Here is a 22264-nt window from a genome sequence, read left to right as displayed (position 1 = left end):
TTTATTATTGTTTTACTGTAATAAGTTTTTCAGCAATGACTTTACGTAGTTCTTTTTTGCTGACTTTTCCGACTCCTGTTTGCGGGAATGATTCAATAAATTCAATTCGATCTGGAATTTTATAAGCCGCTATACCACGTTCTCTTAAAAACATTTTTAATTCACTTACTGCCGGAACTTGTCCGCGAGCTATAACAAAAGCACAGGTGCGTTCACCTAAATAATCGTCAGGCATAGATACAATTGCTACGTCATGGACCGCATCGTGTGCTAATAAATGATTTTCAACTTCTTCCGCAGCAACTTTCTCACCACCACGGTTAATTTGATCTTTATCTCTTCCTTCTACAATGATGTATCCTTGTTCATTTACTTTTACAAGATCACCTGTGCGATAAAATCCATCCTTTGTAAATGATCGTGCATTATGCTCTTCAGCTTTATAGTAACCACGAATTGTATATGGACCTCTTGTTAATAAACTACCTACTTCGCCAGGTTGTACATCGTTGTCATTTTCATCAACAACTCGTACTTCATCGAGTGCAGACATTGGTCTACCTTGTGTATGAATAATAATTTCTTCCGGATCGTCTAATCTTGTATAGTTCACTAATCCTTCCGCCATACCGAATACTTGCTGTAACGTACATCCAAATGTAGGGCGTATACGTCTTGCAACCTCAGCGCTAAACTTAGCACCACCTACTTGAATAACCACTAGGCTCGATAAATCGGTATTACGAGAAGATGCAGCATCAAGCCAAATCATTGCTAATGGCGGAACGAGCGCTGTAATTGTAACTTTTTCTTTTTCAATAAGAGCAAATGCCTCATCTGGACTACCACCAGTTGCCAATACCACTTTTCCACCCGCATAGAAAGTTCCAAATGTCCCTGGAGAACTCATTGGGTAATTGTGTGCTACTGGAAGAACTGCCATATAGACGCTTTCTGCATTCAAATTACAAATTTCAGCGCTTACACGTAAACTATAAATATAGTCATCATGTGTTCTAGGAATTAATTTAGAAAGACCTGTTGTCCCTCCTGATAATTGGAGAAATGCAACATCACTTGGCTGAACTTCTGGTAATGAGACGGGATCCATATACAGATCATTTATGTTCACAAACTCTTCTTCTTCCCCCACTACAATTACACGTTGTAAAGTTGGCACTTTCTCTTTCACTTCTCTTGCTAGTTTTCGATAATCAAAACCGAGAGCCTTATCTGAAATAACGTAAGCGCTCGCCTCGCCAAACTCACAAAAATAACTAATTTCACTGCTTCGATGTGAAGGTAGTGCAAAGACAGGAAGCGCTCCAATTCGAAATAGTGCAAAACATATTTCGAAAAACTCGATAATGTTAGGTAACTGGATTACAACTCTGTCCTCTTTCTTTATTCCTAAATTCAGTAAACCTGCTGCTAAACGATCTGCATTTTTATCAAGTTCACTATATGTTATATGCTTCTTACCACTTACAACCGCGATTCGATCTCCATATTTCTCAGCCCGCTCTCTTAACACTCCTCCAAATGTTTCACCAAGCCAACATCCTTCATCTCGATAATGATCGGCAAATTCTTTTGGCCATTCTGTATAACCTACTAGCATTCTTTCTTCCCCCTATTTTTCATTAAGTGAACTATCTCTTAACCCTAAAGCTTTTAGCATTGTTTGGAACTTAGCTGATGTTTCTGCTAACTCATCTTCTGGTTTTGACTCAGCAACAACTCCAGCTCCTGCATATAAACGCAGTGTATTTTCTTGTACTTCAGCACAACGAATTGTAACAATCCATTCTCCATCTCCATTTAAATCGCTCCATCCTAGCATTCCTGTAAAGAACTCGCGGTCAAATGGCTCAATATGCTGTATAGCCTCTCTTGCTTTTTCCATCGGAGTTCCGCAAACTGCTGGCGTAGGATGAAGGGCAATTGCTAATTGTAAAGAAGAAGTATTTGGATCCTTCAGTTCACCTTTCACTTCTGTAGACAAATGCCACATCGCTTCACTATGAATAACTGATGGCTTTTCTGGAACATGTAATGTATGACAATACGGACGAAGTGCAGCGGCAACCGCTTCAACTACTACCGCATGTTCATGTAAATCTTTTGGAGAAGAAAGTAATTCCTCTGCTCTTCTTTTATCTTCTACTGGGTCCTCACTACGTGGCCTTGAACCAGCTAACGGATTAGAAATAACTTGCATACCATTACGTGAAACAAGTAATTCAGGACTTGCTCCAATTAGCGTCTTACTGTTCTCTTTTTCATCTTTCGGTAAATTCACAGCAAATGTATAACCATGCTTATTATGTTCTGCTAATTCTCGCAGAAGTTTTTGCTTATCAATCTTTTCCGAAGATTTAACATCTAACGATCTAGATAGAACGATTTTCTTTAAATCACCGTCCTGTATTTTTTTAATTCCTTGCTTCACACCATTCATATAAACTTCAGGGTCTGGTACTGGCGTCATTTCAAATGTTACGTTCTCATTTGTTTCAAGCTGATTTGTTGTATCCAATTGTAAACGCTCAGAAATCCTACTATATTCTGGTACGATAAGTTGGACTTCTTTTCTACGATCGAATGGCAAAGCACCCACAACGATAGGATTTGGATTTCCAGCTTGTTTCGCATTACTTAATGTCGCTTGCACAAGCTCTGGGAAATTTTCAATTTCACGATGCTTTACTGTAGTAAACTCTCCTTCTGCTAATATAGTTCGAGTTGGTGAAGCGAAAAAGAATGAAGATTCAGTCTTATAATCTTCTAAAAGTTTTTCTGACAATTCCTTTACAGCTATATGTTCATTCATAATATAATAACCTCCTGAATTTTTATTAAACTCCTAACGTAGCACCGCCATCGACACATAAATTGTGCATTGTAATATGACTTGCTCTATCTGAGGCTAAAAATAACACTGCTTCAGCAACTTCTGAAGGTTGTGCAATTTTTTGTAATGGAATTCCGAGTCTATATGTATTTTGAGAACCAGTAATTATATTTTTAGCTCCATTCTCATCAGCCCATAGTAATCTTTGCATCTCAGTTTCAGTAGAACCTGGAGAAACTAAGTTGCAGCGTATATTGTATGCCGCAAGCTCTAGTCCTAAACATTTCATAAACATTGTCGTTGCAGCCTTTGACGCAGCATACGCAGCCATCTCCATTCTCGGCGTATTTGCCGCATTTGAACCGACTGTAACAATTGCCCCTGATTTTCTTAACATCATATTTTTACTTACCGCTCGGGACATATTGAAAACCCCTGTAGTATTTACAGAGAATGTTTTATTCCAATCTTCATCACTTAACGAATGAATTGGTCCCATACGTAAAACCCCTGCAACATTTATTAAAATATCTATTGGCGCTATTTCATTTGCAATATGATTTACCATGTCTTCAACAGCAGCGCTATCACTCACATCTAAACGAAACGTTTTCATACGTGTATTATTTAATTCATTTTGATTTAAGAGTACATTTAACCCCTCTTCATTTTGATCAACCGCAATAACTGTGGCTCCTCTTTCTAAAAACATTTTGGCAACAACACTGCCTATGCCTTGTGCTGCACCTGTTACTAAAACTGTTTTCCCATCAAATTCCCCTAAGTTCATTTTCTCTATCCTTTCACATAAACATTAATTTCATTAAGCAACACCACTGATATTGATTTTCATTATCAGTGGTGTTGTAAAAAATAATACACTTACTAAACTAATTGGTCAAGTGCGCATTACTTTAAAATCCATTTTATTGATAATGTTTTTCATTTACTATCTTACACCGAAATGATAATGTTTCTCAATAAACTTGTCAATCTTTTTTTATTTTTCAGACAAAGTATTTTAATGCTTCTTAATAAAATCATATGTAAACGTATTAAATGTACTTATATTATAAATAAAATTCCAAATCCTCTTTTTAAAATTGAAGAAGACAAACTAGAGATACGTTCATTTACAATGCTTTATGAAAAACTCAAGTATATATTTTCTCAATATTTTTCTGAAAATATATCTTACAAATACTAACGAATGTCTTCTTTATCATTTAAGATTTAATATATATTTCAAATGCGATGTATCAATTCATTATATTCCAATATATCCCACTCACTTTTACATCTATAAAAATCCCAAAAATAATTTAACCTTGTTAAAATAACTCATAAAAAAAGCATCCTAATTAATAGAATAGGATGCTTTTTCGTAATCATAGCGTTATAGAAGATTTGTATACTTACGCTACGCTGCGATACTCTTCTTCGTGTTCTTTTTTCTGTTTAGGTGCTTGAATTAAAATTGCGATAATGAATGACACGACACATAATACACCGATCACCATGAACGTTGGTTTGAATCCACCTAGAAGTGCACCGATAAAGGAACCTGCAAGCGCCCCGAATCCAAATCCTTGATACACAATTCCGTAGTTCTTACTATGATTTTTCATACCGAAGAAATCACCAACAATAGCTGGGAAAATAGTGATATTTCCACCAAAGCAAAACGCTACACTTGCTACACATACGAAGTAAATACCATAATTTAAATCTACAAAACTTAGAACTAAGACTGAACTCGCCATAACAACAAAAGTACCAGTAACGATTTTTAAACGCCCAATTTTATCCGATAACGGTCCTAAAATGATACGACCTAATGTATTGAAGATTGCAACCATAGCCACCGCATTAGCTGCTGTTGCTGCGCTAAGTCCTACAAGTTGAACACCAATGTCTTTTACCATACCAATTAAGTATAAGCCACTCATACATGATGTAAATAACATGATAAATAATAAGTATACTTGTTTTGTGCCTAACATTTCTTTCGTTGTGTATTCCTTAGTTTTTGTTTCATGAACTGCTCCTTGATCTGCAGCTTGATGGATTAAACAAGCACCAATTACAATCATAGCTGTAACAATTAAACCCCAGTATATAAATGCTTGCGATACACCAACTGATTCAATCAACTGTGCGTTAACGTATTTAAAGATTAAGCTACCTGAACCATATGCAGAGACAGAAATACCAGCAATTAAACCTTTACGCTCTGGAAACCACTTTATTAAATTTGATAGTGAAGTGATATATGCTGTACCATCTGCATAACCTACAACAACTCCTGCTAGTACATAAAGCAATATTAATGAAGAAGCTTGTGAACTAAGTATTAACCCTAGTCCTAATGCTAATCCAGCTATCATAATAAGTTTACGAAGTCCCCATTTTTCTTGCAATTTACTCGCAAATAAAGTTGAAAATGCTAAAGAAAGACTAGTAATTGAAAAAGTTATCGCAACAGCGTTAAGACTCCAACCGTATTTACTAACTAAAGGCTGATTGAATAAACTCCATGTATATATCGTCCCAAGCCCCATTTGTACTATGACTGTGCCAAGGACAACAAACCATGGATTAACAGTTGATTTTTTCATACCTTTCCGCCTCCTCTTTCTATTTCAATGCTATTCGCTAAATTTACTTTTTTTATGTTCATTTTGGTCACCTCTTTTGATTTGACACCTTCATTGTATAAGATGTTTTTGTTTATGTAAGCACTTACAAGATAGAGCGTCAAAAACATGGAATCAGTTACAAAAAACGAAGGATGAAATACAAAAAACTACTGATTAAATACAATAGAAAAAAATTTTTATACTTCGATTCACCTTATTTTTTATAAAATCACAAATTTTTTTCCAATAAATAAAACTAAATATTCACTAATATATCTATCCGTGGTTTAATATATATAATAAAAAAATATTTCTGTCTTTAATGAGGAGGTACTATGAAAGCAAACGTAGGGGATACTATACTTTTTCAACGAAACAATTTAAAGATTACAGGATCTGTACTAAAACTTTATACTGAATCGGTCTTAGTTGAAATTACAAATGTAAGCGGTGGTACTTTTGAATTTGATCGAACAATTGTAAATCATAAAAACTATAAAGTTTTAAATACAAATACATAAAACAACACAAAATAGCCCCTGCTAAACAGCAGGGGCTATTTTATATAAAAATATTTCACTAGTTTATATACCCTAAAACATTAACAATCTTACTCGCTTTTAAATTGTTAATATGATAATAAATTTCTAAACCTCTTCTCTCTGCTCGTAACACTTTACCCTTCATTTTTGATAAATGTTGTGAAACAGTAGATTGTGGGATGTTCAGTAACTCTGTTAATTGTGTTACATTACAAGTTTTTCTCGTACTTAATTCATTTACAATTTGCAGTCGGATTGGATGCGCCATAATTTTTAAAATATCTACATCTTCTTCTGAAACTAAAGTTTTTTTCATTTCACTTGTATATGTTGTCATAAGACATTCCCCTTTTATATGAATTCCATTTTTATAAGATCTATTTCCAAAATTTTTAAAACCCTCGATTAAAACTTTCATATAGAAATAAAAGGATTTTAAATTTTTGAAAACAGAACTTACATTCACTTTATTTATTTGGTACATATACATAATACAATGTTAATATGTGCTCTATGTGAAGTTCGCATAAATTTGTGATGAAGATTTATTTAGCCACTCGCATCCTACTCATCTAATTACCCACTGCATAAAATCATCAGTTATTTTAACACATTTTAGGCGTTTGTATATACTATTTATAAAACAACTTTTATAAAGGGGAATTCATATGCCTACAGCGTTACAAGAAGAAGTCGAAGAAGCACGGGAAACATATGTCAGTCGTATCATCTTAGTTGGAGGATCCGCTTTATTTTTAGTAGGCGGGGTTATCTCAGCAATTTCAGCCTTTAAAACTTATAATCGTTTGGAGAATACGCCGCCTTCTACAGATAATTCATAGATATTTTATAAAATAAAACGTCGCCTCCAATATGAAGAGACGACGTTTTATGATTCATACATATGACACTAAAAGTATCGGTAGATTCCCTACTCCATTTTCTAAGCTTACTTCACCACAAACCTAGTCTGACTACATCCATCCTTCTGCTTCGTTACTTCTAATACAGCTGGCATTGCGTTTTTCAGTTCTTGTACGTGTGAAATGACACCGATAAATCGGCCTGATTTTTGTAGGTCAATTAAGGCATCTACTGCTTTCGTTAATGATTCTTCATCTAATGAACCGAACCCTTCATCGATGAACATCGTTTCGATGGAAATACCACCTTCATATGCTTGAATGACATCTGCCATTCCTAGCGCTAAGCAAAGTGATGCGTTAAATTTCTCTCCGCCGGATAATGTTTTTACATCGCGCGTTTGGCCAGTGTATGCATCGTACACATCTAAGCCTAATCCACTTTGACGGTTTCTTTTTTCAACTCGTTCACTTCGTTTTAAATAAAATTGTCCATTTGATAATTTACGTAGTCGTTCGTTTGCGATTTGAACGATTTGTTCTAAATACTCAATTAAAATGTAACGTTCAAATGATATACGACTTTCGTTATCACCTTTCATTACTTCATATAAATCAACAAGTTCTTGGAAGGCTTTTTCTTCCTCGTGAATTTGTTCGTCAATACGTCTAATGTTTTCATGTAAATCAGAAATATATGTTACCGCATTTTGCGCACGTTGACGTTTTTCTTTAATGATATCGAGATTAATTTCTAGTTCTTTTATGTGTTCACCTAAAGATGTAATATCCATGTACTCTTTATCTTTTAATTCTGAGTTTAGCTCTTCAATTTGTTTTGCAAGCACTTCAAGAGATGAATAATAACCTTGAATTTCTTTCTGTAACATCTCCATCTCGGCGTCGCTTAATTTGGCTTCTTTATACGTGAATTGATCTGTAAATCCGCTTTGTTCTAGCTCTTTCATAAAGCGTGCGAAAGTCTCTTCTTTCTTCAATTTTGCACTTTCAAATTGATTAGAAGCACCTTTCTGTTCTGCTTGAATACGTATATTTTCATTTTGCCAATGTTGATACGCTTCCTGCACTTTCTTCCATTCGTCCTCCATTAACCTAAGTTCGTGCATAGCTTGGTCAAACTGTGATTTCCAAGCTTGTACTGTTTGCAAGTTTTCTGGAATATTTCGTTTATCATGTTCATATGACGTACGAAGTTGCATGCACTCTATTTCTGTACGGTGCTGCATTGTTTCTACTTCCCGTTTTTGTTTCTGAAGTTCTTCTATTTTTTCTTCTACGCTTTTCATGTTCGCAGCAATCTGCTTACGTGTTTCTTCACTTGCTTTTAACGTATTAACGTCTGCTGCTAATTGTTTTCCTTTTTGAACAAGTGCACTATATGTTTCAACTAATTTTTCGGAGTTATAGCCACGCTTCACAACTTCTTCTATCACTTGTTCATATTGTAGTCGATAAAAATTCCATTTCTCCTCTACTTGCACATGTAATTTTTCAGCAATGTTCTTCTTATCTCTTAAATCGTTTAACTCTTTTTCATCGATCGCATTACTTTGCTCTGTAGCTTTTTGCGGATGATTCGTACTACCACATACCGGACAAGATGCACCGTCATGTAAATGAAGAGCTAATATACCAGCCTGTTCACTTAACCAGCGGCGCTCCATGTTTTCATATGCACGAACTGCCACGTGCATTTTATTATTTGCCACTTCTTTTTCTTGCTCGAATTTTTGTTTTTCTTGCCAAACATCGTATGCTTGCTTTAAAACTTTTGCATCTTCTCGCATATTCGTTAGTTCTTCTACTTTAGCTACATATTGCTCAAGTGCTTGTTCTAATTGATGCAATTCATCAGACATTCTCTGTTTTTGGCTTGTATGCTCTTCTAGTTGTTGATCCAACTTTTGCATACTTTCTTTTAATTTCCCTATTTGAATTTCGGCATTTTGTAAATTCAGCTTTCTCTCAGCTAATGATTCAATGATTGCTTGTAACTCTTCTAATCTTTGAACAAGTTTTTTAGCCTCTTCTCGTTCAGCTTCTTTATTCTTTACTACTTCATACTTCTCCTGAGCAAGTTCAAAGCTGTTCATTATCTGTTCTTGTTTGACGATTATCTGTTTTAACAAACTTTCAGCTTTCTGCTCATTTTGCATCGCTTCTTCATACCATTGTTCAAATGGTAATAAGCGCTTTGCTTGTTCCGCACGTTTAAAGGATTTTTCTTTCCTTTCAATTGCTGCACGGTTCTCTTGTAAAGTGTTATATTTCTCATTCTTTTGTTGTAAATCTATAAATTTCTCATTTACAGATTTTGCTGCATGAAAACGTGTTTCTGCATCCTTTAATTGCTTCGTTTGAACATCTTGTTCTACTTGTAATTGCTCAACCTCTGCCTTATACACTGTTGTTTCTTGTTCTAACGCTTCTACTACTTGATGCGTATTTACATGTTCTTGTGCCGCTAATGTCTCTAATAATGCTCCATCACGGATTGGTAATTTAAAAACATTACGGAAATAGAGCTCTCTCTCTTTTTGTTTTTCTTGTAAAACATCTTTCCATTGTTTTCTCTTTTGATCAAGTAACTCACGCATTAATTTATAACGATCCGTTTTAAAAATACGACGTAAAATCTCTTCTTTGTTTTCCGTCTCAGATGTTAATAGTTTTCGGAATTCACCTTGTGGTAACATAACAATTTGACTAAATTGATGTTTACTTAAACCAATTAAATCTTCCACTTTTTTGTTTACGTCTGTTACATGAAAACGATCGACGGCTGGAACGTTTTCTCCATCAATAACTTCATATAATTCTACTGCATGTCCTGTAATGGTCTTATTCCCTTGTTTTTTATGTCCAAGTTGTCTTTTTATTTCATAGCGTTTCCCTTTTAATTGAAAGGTTAATTCTACACTTGTATAAACATCATCATCAGCAAATTGACTTCGAAGCATGCTCGTATCACTACGTTCTTCTCCACTAGCCTCACCATATAACACATAACAAATCGCATCAAAAATCGTTGTTTTTCCAGCTCCCGTATTCCCAGAAATAGCGAAAATACGATGTTCTCCAAGATCTTCAAAATCGATTACTTCTTTCTGTTTATATGGCCCGAATGCTGTCATAATAAGCTGAATCGGTCTCATCCTCGTTCACCTTCCCGTTCTTGCACTGTTTGTAATACATCTATAAATAGGCGTTCTTTCTCTTCTGATAAATCTAACCCTTTCATTTCTTTATAGAAAGCCTTTAAAAGAGATAAATCATCCGTTTTATGTCTTGAAACCGTTACTTCATTTGTATCTGTGAGTTCTCGCCTTTGCATCGCTCTTTCAACGTGCATTGCATTTGGATATACAGATCGTATTTTCTCCATTGGCTGTAAGACAGGGTTTTCATCTAATAATTTTACAAATACGTAATCTTCACTTACTGGGTGCTGTAATAATTCATCTATTTTCGCTTCTACTGTTCGCATTTTACGACGTGGTGAAAGTAACCTTTTTTCAATTGCTACTTCACCAGTTTCATTCAGTTCTACAATGTAATAACCTTTTTTATGTTTCTCTTCAGAAATTGAATAGGCAAGTGGTGAACCTGAATATCTAATGGTCTCATTACGTACGAAATGCGCTTGATGTAAATGTCCAAGCGCAGTGTAATGAAACTTATCAAAATAATGACTATTTACATATTCAGCACCACCAATTGAAAGTGGTCGTTCTGCATCACTTGTATTCTCCTCCGCTTCTCCTGAAGAAGTTACAAATGCATGTCCAACAAATACATGTCTAGCTTCTTTATCCATTGTTTCAGAGAGCTCATTCATAAAAATGCGCATCGCATCATCATGAGAACGTACGTCTTCATTTTTCAACACGTGTCTAACTATGCTTGGGTCTGCATACGGTATTAGATGGAAGTGAACCTCTCCATATTCATCATTTAGTACAACAGGTTCATACGGGAATTGAAATTGGCCTGCAATATGTAATCCCTGTTTTTTCATTAAACTACTCCCAAAATGGATACGATCCGGACTATCATGATTACCAGCTACTGCAATAACTGGTGTTTGTAAATCAATAACTATTTTTTGCAGCACATCATTTAATAAGTCTACTGCTTCTGTAGGTGGAATTGCTCGGTCATATAAATCCCCTGCAATAATTACAGCATCTGGTTTTTCTTCTTCAACAGCCTGTACAAACTGATCTAATACAATCTTTTGGTCTTCAGTCATATACACGCCATGAACAAGCTTACCTAAATGCCAATCCGCTGTATGAAATAACTTCATATTTTTCTACTCCTTTTAATTTACTGATTTTAGTGAAACGAGTTGATAGTTTATTGTAGTTTTTCCGTTCTCCCACTCTAGCTTCAATATCGTTGCACTTCCAATTCTTTCTTCATTTGATTTATATAAAGGCAATATTTCTTGAATTGTAAATAAGTGATAACCATCCAATATTAATTGAAATATATTTTCTTCAATATGTAATCTTACTTCTTTTTCATTTGAAATAATTTTTGTGTGCATCTCAAATTTCATGATAGATACAACCCCTTTTTATAATCTCTACATTTTAATAGTATAGTGGCTATGCAAGATTGACAAGTACATACACAGCAAAGTACACACTTTTCTATGGTTATATGTTTTATGTATTTTATATAAAATACGGTATGTGAAATTTTATATTTTCTCCAAAATAAAAATGCCTATTGTGACATCTTTATTTTTGTATAAAGTCTTTCATTACATAATATAAAACGGTAATTAAAACGATTGCGACGAAAAATGAGAACACTGCGACAATGTACCCATCTTTATTTAATAAAATACAGAATGAAATAGATATTATAAAAATCGGAAATACGAGACGTACTTTATCCTTCACTTCTTCTGTCGTATCTGTATGATGAAAATACTGCGTTATCCCTATCATTAAAGAAGACAAAATAATAACCGACAATAGTAAAGGTCCTGGCATTCCGATTTCTCCTTTCTCTATTTCTAATTCAGTGTAAAATTTTTTATTACAATTGTACGATTCATTTTTTCTTCAAACACTCTTTTTAGAATTGATAATGAACAATTCACACCTATATAATAGCGCTTTTATCATTATAACTTCAAATAATTACACTTACAGTAATGTTGTAATATTCCCCCTCAGTCTCTGAAATCCTGCAAAGATAACTCGTCAAAATATGCGGTGACCAAATTAATATTTACCGTCAACTTTTGACAAAATTTATAAAGGACATTTCAGTACATATCAAGAATTAAGAATAAGAAGATATGTAAGGGAGGATGCATTATGACTGAACAAGTTTTATTTTCTGTTAGTGAAAACGGCGTTGCGACAATTACTTTAAACCGTCCAAAAGCACTTAATTCTTTATCTTATGACATGTTACAACCTATCGGACAAAAACTTAAAGAGTGGGAACACGATGAGCGTATTGCACTTATCGTGTTAAAAGGAGCTGGCACAAAAGGTTTTTGTGCAGGCGGCGACATTAAAACTCTTTATGAAGCGCGTTCCAATGAAGTGGCATTGCAACATGCAGAACGTTTTTTTGAAGAAGAGTATGAAATTGATACATATATTTATCAATATACAAAACCGATTATTGCTTGTTTAGATGGAATTGTAATGGGCGGTGGTGTCGGTCTTACAAATGGTGCGAAGTATCGCATTGTAACTGAGCGTACGAAATGGGCAATGCCAGAGATGAATATCGGCTTCTTCCCAGACGTCGGAGCTGCATATTTCTTAAATAAAGCGCCTGGATATACAGGACGATTCGTTGCTTTAACAGCATCTATTTTAAAAGCTTCTGACGTATTATTTATTAATGCTGCTGATTACTTTATGACATCTGATTCATTACCAAAGTTTCTTACTGAACTTGAAAGTGTAAATTGGCATAAAGAAGATGATGTACATACTAATTTAAAAGAAGTTATTCGTACATTTGCAACTGCTCCAAACTTAGAAAGCGAGCTCGCTCCTTCATTAGAAGTAATCAATTCACATTTTGCTTTCGATACAATTGAAGAAATCATCCATTCATTGGAGAAAGATGAAAGTTCCTTTGCTCTAAAAACGAAAGAAACACTGTTATCAAAATCCCCTATTTCACTAAAAGTAACATTAAAACAGTTTATTGATGGAAAAGATAAATCCGTTGAAGAATGTTTCGCTACGGACCTTATACTTGCTAAAAATTTCATGAGACATGAAGATTTCTTCGAAGGAGTACGCTCCGTTGTCGTTGATAAAGATCAAAATCCGAATTATAAATATAAACAGTTAAGTGACGTTTCAGAAGAAGATGTGAATCGTTTCTTTAACTTACTTAATGCATAAAATGAAATTGTCATGAGGGGATGTTTTGTTCATCCCCTACCTAACTTCTTTGCTTCAGCTAAATCTTGTGCGGTGAAAATCTTACTACCCGCAAATAGCGGTATAAAATCGAAGCTATATAGTAGTGTAATTACAGCTACTATATAGCCTTTTTTATTTAATTATTTTTAACAAAATTTAATTTTATTAAATCCATTTTTGTGCTACACTATTTTTAATCAAATATTCTAAAAATAAAAAGGAGGGGCGGCTATGATAGAAAATTATCTTCTTTTCATCATTATGTCTATTTGCCTTATCATTTTACCTGGTCCAGATACAGCAATGGCTACGAAAAATACATTGGCTGCTGGTAAAGTCGGTGGAGTGAAAACAGTGTTTGGTACATGTATTGCACTATTAATTCATACTTTAGCTGCTGTAATTGGTCTTTCTGCACTTATTGTAAAGTCAGCTCTATTATTTTCTATTTTCAAGTACGTTGGGGCTCTCTATTTAATTTATATCGGTATTAAAGCCCTTTTAGCAGTAAGAAACAAAGAAAACTTAGATACAAATGATCTATCTTTGAATAATGAAAACGAACATACTTCTTGCTTTCGCCAAGGATTTCTTACAAATTTATTAAACCCTAAAGTTGCAGTCTTCTTTTTAACTTTTTTACCGCAATTTTTAAATCCAAATCATAATACATTTATTCAACTTCTTGTAATGGGCCTTACTTACCTCGTTTTAACAGTCATTTGGTTTGCATTTTATATATTTTTAATTGATAAAATTAGTGCTTTTATGAAAAAACCGAAGACGCAACGTTATATTCAAGGGCTAACAGGAGTCGTCCTAATTGGATTTGGTATTAAACTAGCTTTTGAAAAAAATAATTAACAAGACGAAAACCACCACTATTAATAGTGGTGGTTTCATTTAATAACTGATTTGGTTATTTACTCTATATTAAAACCAGCGCTCAGTTACAACTTTTTTACGTGTATAGAATTGAACGCCATCTGTACCATTTGTACCTAAATCACCAAAGAATGAAGCTTTATTTCCTGCAAATGCGAAGAATGCCATTGGTGCTGGAACGTTTACATTTACACCGATCATACCAGCATCGATGTTATCACGGAACGTTTGGGCATGTTTACCGTTTGACGTATAAATAACTGCACCATTTGCAAATTTAGATTGATTTGTTAGTTTAATACCTTCTTCTAAATCTTTAACTCGTACAATGCTTAATACTGGAGCAAAAATCTCATCTTGCCAAATTTTCATTTCTTGATTCACGCCATCAAAGATTGTCGCACCTACAAAGTAACCTTCTCCAACTTCTTCATTAATTTTACGGCCATCTACTAATAAAGTTGCCCCATCTGCTACACCGCTATTAATATAGCCTAAAACGCGCTCTTTATGAGATTCACGGATTAATGGTCCAACATAGTTATCTTCGTTAAAGCCATCGCCTACTTTTAATTTTTTCGTTTCTGCTACTAATACATCAATGAATTCATCAGCAATTTCATCCACTACTGCTACTACTGAGCATGCCATGCAGCGCTCTCCACTACTTGCAAATGCAGATCCAATTACACCTTGTACTGTTTTCTCAAGATTGCAATCTGGCATTACAATCGCATGGTTTTTCGCACCTGCTAACGCTTGTACACGTTTTCCGTGTTTCGTACCTGTTTCATATACGTAACGAGCTACCGGCTCAGAGCCAACGAACGAAACAGCCTGAATATCTTTATTTTCTAAAATGCTATTTACAACATCTTTTCCGCCTTGTACTAAATTTAATACGCCTTTTGGGAAACCTGCTTCATAGAATAATTCTACAAGTCGCTCCGCTAAAAGTGGCGTTCTTTCAGATGTTTTTAATACGAATGTATTACCGCAAGCAATTGCAAGTGGGAACATCCATAACGGAATCATCATCGGGAAGTTAAACGGCGTAATACCAGCAACAACTCCGATTGGGTAGCGCCAAATTGATCCATCAATTCCGCTAGCAATATTCGGAAGTGCTTGACCCATCATTAAATTTGGCGTAGATGTTGCAAGTTCTACCGCTTCAATACCACGCTGTACTTCACCTGTTGCATCCGTTAGCGTCTTACCATTTTCTAGCGTAATGATTTTTGCAAGCTCATCTTTATTTTCTTGTAATAGCTGTAAATATTTATATAAATTTCTTGAACGATTTGGAACTGGTACTTTAGACCATGTTTCGAATGCTGATTTTGCCGCTTCAACAGCTTTTTCAACATCTTCTTTTGGAGATAGTGGAACGTAAGCGATAATTTTTCCAGTCGCTGGATTTGGAACTGCTTCTACTTCCGTACCTGTCGATTCAACCCACTCACCGTTAATGTGATTTTTTACTCGTTTAATTTCAGTTGTAATCATTGTATTCTCTCCTTTGTATAATTTATTTTTGATTAGAAATTAATTGCTCGCTAACTTTCTTATATAAAGCAGCCATATCGTTTTCACCATATCCAGCTTGACTCGCTTCTTCATATACGTTTAATAACATTTCGCTTACCGGTAAATGGAGTTCGCTTTCCTTAGCTAAGTCAACTGCAAATCCTAAATCTTTTTTCAATAAGTTCACAGTAAATCCTGGCTCGTAGTTTTCAGGTGCTATAAAACTTTTATAATTACGTTCATAAATTCTACTTTGACCGTAACTTACATTTAAAATATCAAACATTTTATCTAAATCCATATTGTTCTTTTTCGCTAATGTTAAAGCTTCACTCACACCAGCTGTATAAAAACCAATTAATAAGTTATTAATTAACTTAACAGTTGTACCACTATCAATCTGCTCACTAACGTGGAAAATGTTCGCGCCTAGTACGCCCATGATAGATTCCGTTTTCTCATATACCTCTTTTGATCCACCAACCATAAACGTTAATGTTCGGTTTTCGGCTCCGATTACACCACCGCTCACAGGTGCTGCTAAAAAGTCTACTTTCTTTTCCTTTGCAGCTTCCTCTAATTGTTTGTTTAACTGCGGCGATACCGTACTTGTATCAATGAAAACTACATTCGAGTGACCATTTTCAAATAATCCTTCTGCTCCAAAATATACCGCTTCAACAGCGCGAGGTGAAGGTAAACTTGTAAAAACTACATCACATGTTTCTGCTAGTTTTGAGATTGATAGACCGATAATTCCGCCTTCTTTTTCAAAGGACGCTTCCGCCTCTTTATTTAAGTCCACGCCATATACTGTGTAACCTGATTTAACTAGATTTTTTGACATTGGAAGACCCATGTTACCTAAACCGATAAAACCAATCTTTTTCATATCGCTTTCCTCCTATTTACACAATATATTTCCCGCGATTTATAATAGCTTTCGCAATTTCTCTCTTCTTCGTAAATACGTTCGTGTATAAAGGCACTAATAATTGACGGATTTCAGCTAAAATCACATTTCTATCTTGTTCTTTTGTGACAGCTGCTGAAAGTACAGAAATCGCCGCTTCTTCTACTTTACGGTATCCTTCTTCACAAATAACATCCGTTATGAGTTGCTTCGTACGTTCTTTTTCCTCTCCATTTTTACGTACCGCTTTTCTCGTACGTAAAAACGCTGATTCCATGATGTACACGTCCGTCAACATATTTGATATTACACGTGAATATTCTTGTTCTTGGTCAATTTTTAGACCTGGAGTTTTAGAGAGCGTTTTCAAAGATTGTTTCAACAATTTTTTCGCTAATAAAATGTAACGATGGTTTCTTTCTACATTTGCTACATCACTTTCTACTTCAGTATCTTCTAATTGTTCGATTTGTTTCATTAACATTTTAGCAACTGTTAATCTATTAATTTCGTTCGTTCCTTCAAAAATACGACTAATTCTTGCATCACGATATAATCGTTCTACCTCATACTCTTGCATATAACCGTAACCACCATGAATTTGTACAGCTTCATCTACGATATAAGCAAGTGTTTCAGAAGCATTTACTTTATTCAGTGCACATTCAATTGCAAATTGAGACATTTTCTTCATAAGATCTTCATCGCTCTCATGAATTGCTTCATCGATTACACCTGCTGTACGATAAGCTGCACTTTCGGCTCCATATGTAGCAATAATCATATTTGCAATTTTCTCTTGAATCATCGTAAAGTCTACTAATTCCGTTTGGAACTGTTTTCGCTCTTTTCCATATTGAACCGACAAACCAATTGCTTGTTTTGCTGTTCCAATATTTCCAAAAGCAAGTTTAAGTCTAGCAAAGTTAAGAATATTAAGGGCTACGTGATGCCCTTTCCCAACTTCCCCTAAAACATTTTCAGCAGGGATGACAACATCTTCTAAAATAAGAGTCGCTGTTGAAGAACCTTTAATCCCCATTTTCTTTTCTTCTAATCCAATAGATACACCTTCACATGTTCTTTCGACAATAAACGCTGTCATTCCTTTATTTGTCTTCGCAAAAACAACGTATACATCTGCCATATGAGCATTTGTAATCCATTGCTTCTCACCATTTAACTTCCAAGCTGTTCCCCCTTCATTCAATACGGCGCTTGTTTTTGCACTTAATGCATCCGAACCAGCATTTGGCTCCGTTAAAGCATAAGCCCCAATCCATTCTCCCGATGCGATTTTCGGTAAATATTTTTCTTTTTGCTCTTTCGTTCCATAATATATGTAAGGCAATGTACCGACACCAGCGTGTATATTAAAAGAAACGCTAAACGCACCAGCGTAACCCATTTTCTCTGCTACAAGACCTGAGACAGCCTTTCCTAACTCGAACCCGCCATAATCTTCTGGTACCTCAATGCCTAATAATCCAAGTTCCCCAGCTTTCTCAAATAATTGACGAGAAACTTTATAGTTATGTTGTTCAATATTCTCCATTTGTGGAACAATTTCTTGTTTAACGAATTGTTCTGTCGTTTTTGCGATTAAATCTTCATCACCTGAAAAATCTTCTGGTGTAAAGTAAGTATGATTTATATCTTTATTAAGTGAAAAAAATTCATCCCATGGTAACTTCGTTTTCTCCATATGTATCCCCCTATCATTCGGCTTTCATAGCTTTTTGCTTATGCTCGTCTACGATGAGTGGAATATCTTTTTTGAAAATAGAAGGCGATGATTTTTCACATCAAGCATTTTATTTTGCCAAAGATGTATTTTCATCGCCTTCGCTGCTTTATCTATTGATCTTCTGATAATACTGTTTTTGCAATACCAGTATCTAACTCTTCAAAGTCATGATATGAAATTGTTTCGTATAATTCACTTCTCGTTTGCATATTAGAAAGTGCATCTTTTTGAGAACCTGTTTCTTTAATTAAAGCAAACACATTTTCATATGCTTTCGCTGCAACGCGAAGTGAAGTTACAGGATAAATAACCATTTGGAAGCCCATATTCGCAAATTCCTCTGCACTATAATATGGAGTTTTTCCGAATTCAGTCATATTCGCAAGCAAAGGTGCATTTACCTTACTATTAAATAGACGGAATTCTTCCTCTGATTGAAGCGCTTCAGGGAAAATTGCGTCTGCACCTGCTTTTACATATGCATTTGCTCTTTCAATTGCTTCATCTAATCCTTCAACGCCGCGAGCATCAGTACGTGCTACAATGTATAAGCTCGGTGCAACTTCTTTAATCGCTTTAATTTTTTGAACCAATTCTTCTGTAGTAACAAGTTTCTTGCCATTTAAATGTCCACATTTTTTTGGTAATTGCTGATCTTCAATTTGGACAGCTGCTACTTTCGCTTCCACCATTTCTACAGCTGTTCTCGCTACATTTAGTACACCACCAAATCCTGTATCAATGTCAACAAGAACAGGTAAGTCTGTAGCTCTTACTAAATCTCTTGCTCTCTCAGCCACTTCAGTAGACGTCACGATACCTAAATCTGGTAAGCCTTTACTTGCAGTATAAGCAGCTCCTGATAAATAAAGAGCTGAAAAACCTGTATTTTTTGCAACTAAAGCCGCCATTGCATCATGAGCACCTGGAATTTGCAAAATTTCATTTGCTTCTACTAAAGCTCGGAATCGATTCGCAAGCTCCTCTTGTGTTGACTGCTTTTTCACAACCCAAGCCATTCTAAATTCCCCCTATTATTAAATTAAGAATAGATCTACAAATTCGTTTACATTCATATTTTCTAGTTTTTCTTCATTTAAACAAACTTCATGAATTTGTTCTTGTTGCTTACTAGAATAATGACCTGCCATATTTGCAGTGAATTTTTGAACAACTTTTGGAATTGCTTCGTCTCTACGGAAACGGTGACCAAGTGGATATTCACATTCCACATTTTCTGTTACTGTGCCATCTTTAAAGTGAACTTGAACAGCGTTGGCGATTGAGCGCTTGTTCGGGTCAAGGTAATCTAAACTGTACTGTTTGTTTTCAACAACAACCATCTTATTACGTAATTCATCTACACGTGGATCGTTTGCTACTGCATCTTCATAATCGTCTGCAACGATATCTCCTTTTAATAAACCAATTGCCGTAATGTATTGTAAGCAATGATCACGATCAGCTGGGTTATTTAATGGCCCTTCTTTATCAATAATACGAATTGCTGATTCATGAGTTGTAATTGTAATACGGTCAATTTCATCTAATCTCTCTTTAATTTCCGGATGCAACTTCACTGCACATTCTGCAGCCGTTTGTGCATGGAATTCTGCTGGATATGACACTTTAAATAACACATTTTCCATTACATATGACCCTAGTGGTCTTGCTAATTTTAATTCTTGTTTATTGAATAATACATCTTGGAATCCCCATCCTGGCGCAGATAATGCTGTTGGATAACCCATTTCACCTTTTAGAGCAGTCATTGCAAGATGAACACCGCGGCTCGTTGCGTCACCTGCAGCCCATGATTTACGTGAGCCCGTATTTGGAGCATGACGATATGTACGAAGACTAGAATTATCAATCCACGCATGTGATAATGCATTAAAGATTTCTTCACGTGTTCCGCCAAGCATTTTCGCAACTACTGCAGTTGTTGCTACTTTTACATATAATACATGGTCAAGACCAACTCTGTTTAAGCTGTTTTCTAAAGCAAGCACGCCTTGAATTTCATGTGCTTTAATCATCATTTCTAATACTTCACGTACTTTTAAAGCTTCTTTTCCTTCTGAAATACGAACACGGCTAATATAATCTGCGACCGCTAAAATTCCGCCTAGGTTATCAGATGGATGTCCCCACTCTGCTGCAAGCCAAGTATCGTTATAGTCTAACCAACGGATCATACATCCGATATTAAATGCACCTTTTACTGGATCTAGTACATAAGACGTACCTGGTACACGTGTACCATTTGGCACGACTGTTCCTGGCACAACTGGTCCTAGTAATTTCGTACATTCTGGATATTGTAGTGCTAAAATTCCACATCCAAGTGTATCAAGTAATACGTAACGAGCTGTACTGAATGCTTCTGCACTAGTAACCTCTTTATTTAATACATAATCCGTAATCTCTTCTAATAATGCATCTTTTTGCTTAATTTCATTTGTTTTAATCATGCTATCCTTCCCTTTCTGTCGAAAATTCGTTATTATTAATGATGGGTGTCGGTCAAACACCCATCTGGCGGGCGGTGCTAACAACTCCCCAGTTGTTCTTATTTACTAAGTACATGTCGCTCGCCAATATAATTTACACGCGGACGGAACAAACGATTATTTGCATGTTGCTCAATAACGTGCGCACATAATCCCACTGTTCTAGAGCTAAAGAAGATAGGTGTGTAAAGTTGAATTGGAATACCTAGCATCCAATATACTGGAGCTGCATAATAATCAAGATTTGGATAAATTCCTTTTTCCTTTTCCATAATCTTTTCTCCAGCTTCACACATTTCATATAGTGTATAATCACCTTTTACATCACATAACTGTTTTAAAGCTTCCTTCATCATAAGTGCTCTTGGATCCATCTTCTTCATATAAACACGGTGTCCAAAGCCCATAATTTTTTCTTTGTTATATAGTTTCTTCTGTAATAACTCTTCAAATTTCTCAACATTACCAGCTTCTAAAAGCATGTACATAACCGCTTCATTTGCACCGCCATGTAAACTTCCTTTTAAAGATGCAACTGCACCTGTTAAAGCACCGTATAAATCTGATTGTGTTGATGCAATAACGCGCGCTGTAAATGTAGAGTTTGGCATTTCATGCTCACTATATAAAACAAGGGAACGATCAAAGATCTTTTCCTCAAGTTCAGTTGGTTTTTTACCAGTTAACATATAGAAGAAATTCGCACTATAAGATAATTCTTTAAGAGGTTCAATTGGCTCCTCATTATTTAAAATATGATAGCTATTCGCTACAATGTTTGGCACTTTACTTAACAGCTTGTACCCTCGGCTTTTATTCACTTCTAACGAGCGGTTTTCGATATCATTATCGTAACCAGCTAACGCTGACACACCTGTACGTAATCCATCCATGGGATGCGTCTCTTTAGGCAATGCCTTTAGTACGTTGAATACACCTTCTGGTACTGCATATTCTTCTTTTAATTTCTTTTCAAGTGTTGCTTTTTCATCTTCATTCGGTAGATGTTCCTCCAATAAAAGGTGCACAATGTCTAAATACTCTTTTGTTTTTGAGAGTTCGATTAAGTCATACCCTTGAATTACAATTTCACCTTTTACTGTGTCAAGAAACGAGATTTTCGTCTCCGCTGCCACTATACCATCTAATCCCGGGGAAAATTTTTCTTCAGCTTTCATCATTATTTCCTCCAATCCTAATAGATCTTCGTGCACATAACTGTAAGCCTTTACAATATTGTGAAACTACATTTCTATTTCAATGTATCAGAGTTTTTAGAAGATTTCAATTTATTTTATAATGATAAGTTTCCTACACTTTTCTTACTGTAACAATACAATTTTT

At 35.2% G+C, this 22264-nt stretch carries 19 protein-coding genes; 4 read left to right on the top strand and 15 right to left on the bottom strand.

Going from position 1 to position 22264, the window contains the following annotated elements:
- Nucleotides 1–4: 4 nt before the first annotated feature.
- The 4 genes from BUA87_RS02865 to BUA87_RS02845 form a co-directional block, all read right to left on the bottom strand.
- Nucleotides 5–1621, bottom strand: coding sequence for a (2,3-dihydroxybenzoyl)adenylate synthase (locus BUA87_RS02865; RefSeq protein ID WP_000960111.1), 1617 nt, complete (start codon nt 1619–1621; stop codon nt 5–7).
- 12 nt (nt 1622–1633) lie between these two features.
- Nucleotides 1634–2833, bottom strand: a complete 1200-nt coding sequence (gene dhbC / locus BUA87_RS02860; RefSeq protein WP_001002071.1) for an isochorismate synthase DhbC — start codon at nt 2831–2833, stop codon at nt 1634–1636.
- 25 nt (nt 2834–2858) lie between these two features.
- Nucleotides 2859–3644 (bottom strand): 2,3-dihydro-2,3-dihydroxybenzoate dehydrogenase, encoded by a 786-nt coding sequence (dhbA, locus tag BUA87_RS02855; protein WP_001048431.1) that lies wholly within the window; start codon nt 3642–3644, stop codon nt 2859–2861.
- A gap of 625 nt (nt 3645–4269) precedes the next feature.
- Nucleotides 4270–5472 (bottom strand): L-lactate MFS transporter, encoded by a 1203-nt coding sequence (locus BUA87_RS02845; RefSeq protein WP_000750109.1) that lies wholly within the window; start codon nt 5470–5472, stop codon nt 4270–4272.
- A 356-nt stretch (nt 5473–5828) separates the two neighbouring features.
- On the opposite strand from BUA87_RS02845, the gene BUA87_RS02840 reads away from it, so the two are divergent.
- Nucleotides 5829–6014, top strand: coding sequence for a YkvS family protein (locus BUA87_RS02840; RefSeq protein ID WP_000646793.1), 186 nt, complete (start codon nt 5829–5831; stop codon nt 6012–6014).
- A 58-nt stretch (nt 6015–6072) separates the two neighbouring features.
- On the opposite strand, the gene BUA87_RS02835 is transcribed toward BUA87_RS02840, so the two are convergent.
- On the bottom strand, nt 6073–6372 hold the full coding sequence (locus BUA87_RS02835; RefSeq protein ID WP_000214794.1) for an ArsR/SmtB family transcription factor: 300 nt from the start codon (nt 6370–6372) through the stop codon (nt 6073–6075).
- A 331-nt stretch (nt 6373–6703) separates the two neighbouring features.
- Between BUA87_RS02835 and BUA87_RS31155 the strand changes: the two genes are divergently transcribed.
- Entirely contained in the window at nt 6704–6877 is a 174-nt protein-coding gene (locus BUA87_RS31155) for a hypothetical protein (RefSeq protein WP_001141667.1), read from the top strand.
- 107 nt (nt 6878–6984) lie between these two features.
- On the opposite strand, the gene BUA87_RS02830 is transcribed toward BUA87_RS31155, so the two are convergent.
- The 4 genes from BUA87_RS02830 to BUA87_RS02815 form a co-directional block, all read right to left on the bottom strand.
- On the bottom strand, nt 6985–10074 hold the full coding sequence (locus BUA87_RS02830) for an AAA family ATPase (protein ID WP_001247451.1): 3090 nt from the start codon (nt 10072–10074) through the stop codon (nt 6985–6987).
- The gene (locus BUA87_RS02825; RefSeq protein WP_000765150.1) at nt 10071–11228 is read right to left on the bottom strand and encodes an exonuclease SbcCD subunit D; all 1158 of its coding nucleotides are present in this window, start codon (nt 11226–11228) and stop codon (nt 10071–10073) included. The genes BUA87_RS02830 and BUA87_RS02825 overlap by 4 nt, the downstream gene beginning before the upstream one ends.
- Nucleotides 11229–11243: 15 nt before the next feature.
- Nucleotides 11244–11483 carry a DUF2584 family protein gene (locus tag BUA87_RS02820; protein WP_000667344.1) on the bottom strand — a complete coding sequence of 80 codons (240 nt, stop codon included), beginning with the start codon at nt 11481–11483 and terminating at the stop codon, nt 11244–11246.
- A gap of 184 nt (nt 11484–11667) precedes the next feature.
- Nucleotides 11668–11925, bottom strand: coding sequence for a hypothetical protein (locus BUA87_RS02815; RefSeq protein WP_001119409.1), 258 nt, complete (start codon nt 11923–11925; stop codon nt 11668–11670).
- A gap of 330 nt (nt 11926–12255) precedes the next feature.
- Between BUA87_RS02815 and BUA87_RS02810 the strand changes: the two genes are divergently transcribed.
- Nucleotides 12256–13311 (top strand): enoyl-CoA hydratase/isomerase family protein, encoded by a 1056-nt coding sequence (locus BUA87_RS02810; RefSeq protein ID WP_000139782.1) that lies wholly within the window; start codon nt 12256–12258, stop codon nt 13309–13311.
- A gap of 252 nt (nt 13312–13563) precedes the next feature.
- The gene (locus BUA87_RS02805; RefSeq protein ID WP_000572345.1) at nt 13564–14196 is read left to right on the top strand and encodes a LysE family translocator; all 633 of its coding nucleotides are present in this window, start codon (nt 13564–13566) and stop codon (nt 14194–14196) included.
- Between the two features lie 69 nt (nt 14197–14265).
- Here BUA87_RS02805 and BUA87_RS02800 read toward each other — a convergent pair whose 3' ends face one another.
- The 6 genes from BUA87_RS02800 to mmgD all read right to left on the bottom strand — a co-directional run bounded on the left by BUA87_RS02800 (nt 14266) and on the right by mmgD (nt 22101).
- Entirely contained in the window at nt 14266–15726 is a 1461-nt protein-coding gene (locus BUA87_RS02800; protein ID WP_000633363.1) for a CoA-acylating methylmalonate-semialdehyde dehydrogenase, read from the bottom strand.
- Nucleotides 15727–15748: 22 nt separating this feature from the next.
- Entirely contained in the window at nt 15749–16639 is an 891-nt protein-coding gene (locus BUA87_RS02795; RefSeq protein WP_016512871.1) for an NAD(P)-dependent oxidoreductase, read from the bottom strand.
- 16 nt (nt 16640–16655) lie between these two features.
- Nucleotides 16656–18365: an acyl-CoA dehydrogenase family protein gene (locus tag BUA87_RS02790; protein WP_016512872.1), complete on the bottom strand. Its 1710-nt coding sequence runs from the start codon at nt 18363–18365 to the stop codon at nt 16656–16658.
- Nucleotides 18366–18517: 152 nt separating this feature from the next.
- A complete protein-coding gene (gene prpB / locus BUA87_RS02785; RefSeq protein ID WP_000312639.1) occupies nt 18518–19426 on the bottom strand; it encodes a methylisocitrate lyase in 909 nt (302 codons plus the stop codon).
- Between the two features lie 18 nt (nt 19427–19444).
- Nucleotides 19445–20881: a 2-methylcitrate dehydratase gene (gene prpD, locus BUA87_RS02780; protein WP_072938349.1), complete on the bottom strand. Its 1437-nt coding sequence runs from the start codon at nt 20879–20881 to the stop codon at nt 19445–19447.
- A gap of 98 nt (nt 20882–20979) precedes the next feature.
- Nucleotides 20980–22101, bottom strand: coding sequence for a citrate synthase (mmgD, locus tag BUA87_RS02775; RefSeq protein ID WP_001987369.1), 1122 nt, complete (start codon nt 22099–22101; stop codon nt 20980–20982).
- Nucleotides 22102–22264 lie beyond the last annotated feature (163 nt).

Origin of the sequence: Bacillus sp. bc15, from assembly GCF_900142585.1 — a bacterium.
In the GTDB taxonomy this organism is placed as follows: Bacteria; Bacillota; Bacilli; order Bacillales; family Bacillaceae_G; genus Bacillus_A; species Bacillus_A cereus.
This window is presented reverse-complemented; position numbering and strand designations above follow the sequence as displayed.